The sequence below is a fragment of the Saccharomonospora iraqiensis subsp. paurometabolica YIM 90007 genome, from assembly GCF_000231035.2.
GTDB classification, from domain to species: Bacteria; Actinomycetota; Actinomycetes; order Mycobacteriales; family Pseudonocardiaceae; genus Saccharomonospora; species Saccharomonospora paurometabolica.
Genome location: NZ_KI912210.1, coordinates 54,342 through 56,107, shown reverse-complemented (window position 1 = coordinate 56,107; position 1,766 = coordinate 54,342). Strand labels below are relative to the sequence as shown.

Sequence of the window (1,766 nt, the reverse complement as noted above, 5' to 3'; positions counted from 1 at the left end):
ACGAAGGCTGATGCGTGGTGGCCAGCAAGCAGCACTGCCCACCCCGCGCGCGCATGATCGGCGCACTCGGGCACGATGGCACCCGGGACTCCTCGGTAGAACGGTTGACTAGACACCACCCGATCTACCAGGAGTCCCTCCTCATCTCCGCACCCACCCCACCACCAAGATCAGTTCGGGAACAGCCTCTAAGAAATTACCTCACTGATTGGAGGTTTCGGCGTCACTATATTGACCAGTTCAGATCTTGAAGTCACACCCACTTTCACTTCACCGCACACTAGGTAGCTTTCGACTGGATTGTTAGAAAACCATAGAGCGATAACGCCGCCTGACTCCGAAAACGCCAGGTACTCCACCATGTCGATATCTCTCTCGGCGATCTCACTATAGTCGGGAGTGACCTTCCACGGCCAGAGTTCGCGATCGAACGCTGGTGACGCCGAATGATCTACAGACGAGATATCTTCTATCTCACGACCAATCAGAGGCGGCAGGTCGATGACCACTACATTGCGCAATCCACCCGATACAGGGTCAAGCTTGAACTCAATGAATCCGTCGCTTTCACCGTAGATGAACATGCAGAGCGGCGGAGAGTCGCCCTCGACCTCCCACGTCAGTTTCAGTGGAATCCACGGGTCCGTTTCAGCGAGAACTCCCGAAGCTTGCACCGAACCACACACTCGCAACATAGCGTTCTATCCTACCATCCGACCGTGCACCAACGCAGGAAGTGGATCATTTGCACGTTGTCTGAACTCCAATTCCCAACCGCCGGTCGTGATGCGCTTGTTCAACGGGATGCCACCCTCAGTCGCAGCGCCGATTGCGGCTTGGAGACTCTTGACCTGCTCTTGAGCCGCGAGACTAATGTAGTCAGGGGACATCCCGCGCCTAGCCAAGCTACGCGATTTCTCTAGCATGTGCTCAGTTGCGTTCGGGCTGACCCACACCTTCGCTCCCCCCGCGTTCAACTCAAAGGACTTGGGAATCCCCCCACTACCCGGCATAACCGGCTGCGTCCCTTTTACATCATCCCATGCACAGCCATCGTTATGACTCAGGACGGATTGGTTTCTGGATTCTACATAGTAGGTATGTACGCCTTCGATGGTGAGGTTATAAACGCGGCGGTAGTCGGTATCAGTGTGAGTTTCTACTACTGTGACAGGATCCCCGTTAGTACTGCGGAGTTGGTCGCCGTGGTCGAGGTCCTCGGCGTCGACCCACCGGTCCTGGTTCGCGCTCCAGAAGGGGTGTCCGGTGGTGGCGGTGAGGGTGGTGGTGTCGCCGTCGTCGGTGGTGAGGGTGAGGGTGGCGAGGTGTTTGATGCCGGTACCGAGGATGGTGGCGGTGACGGTGCGGGGGCCTTCCTCGCCGGTCTCCGGGTCGGTGGCCCACACCTTCTCGCCGACCTCGACGTCCTCGATCGGCTTGGTACTGCCGTCGGCCATGAGCACCCGGGTGCCGGGCACGAAACTGAGCCTTTGCCAACCTGCCGGGCGGGCATGTCAGGGCGAGTGCGGCGTGGCGTGACCACCAATAGGTGAAGCTCCTGGTAGACGGGTGATTGCCTAGATCAATCCGTCTCACCAGGAGCTTCACCATGCTGTCTTACCCGTCCGGGATGAGTGTGTCCAGCCGCGCCCTCGGCGTGCTGGCCGACGCGCTGCGTGCGCAGCGGAGTCTGCGCGGGACTCGATGGCGCAAGCTGCCTGCCGGACGGCAGGCCCTGCTCGTTGTGGCGTACCTGCGCAAGGGTG

Annotated in this window: 2 protein-coding genes and 1 pseudogene; 1 reads left to right on the top strand and 2 read right to left on the bottom strand. The window is 59.4% G+C overall.

Annotation, left to right across the window (positions count from 1 at the left end; genetic code table 11):
• Window positions 1-188 precede the first annotated feature (188 nt).
• The gene (locus tag SACPADRAFT_RS31225) at window positions 189-584 is read right to left on the bottom strand and encodes a hypothetical protein (protein WP_157577059.1); all 396 of its coding nucleotides are present in this window, start codon (window positions 582-584) and stop codon (window positions 189-191) included.
• Window positions 585-701: 117 nt separating this feature from the next.
• Window positions 702-1,457, bottom strand: coding sequence for a polymorphic toxin-type HINT domain-containing protein (locus SACPADRAFT_RS25560; protein WP_157577058.1), 756 nt, complete (start codon window positions 1,455-1,457; stop codon window positions 702-704).
• 152 nt (window positions 1,458-1,609) lie between these two features.
• On the opposite strand from SACPADRAFT_RS25560, the pseudogene SACPADRAFT_RS32205 reads away from it, so the two are divergent.
• Window positions 1,610-1,766 (top strand): annotated as a pseudogene (locus tag SACPADRAFT_RS32205) (IS5/IS1182 family transposase); the annotation flags it as partial.

Bases quoted from the DNA above. Each gene is read 5' to 3' on its own strand.
- SACPADRAFT_RS31225 (WP_157577059.1), bottom strand. From the start codon at position 584: ATGTTCATCTACGGTGAAAGCGACGGATTCATTGAGTTCAAGCTTGAC.
- SACPADRAFT_RS25560 (WP_157577058.1), bottom strand. From the start codon at position 1,457: ATGGCCGACGGCAGTACCAAGCCGATCGAGGACGTCGAGGTCGGCGAG.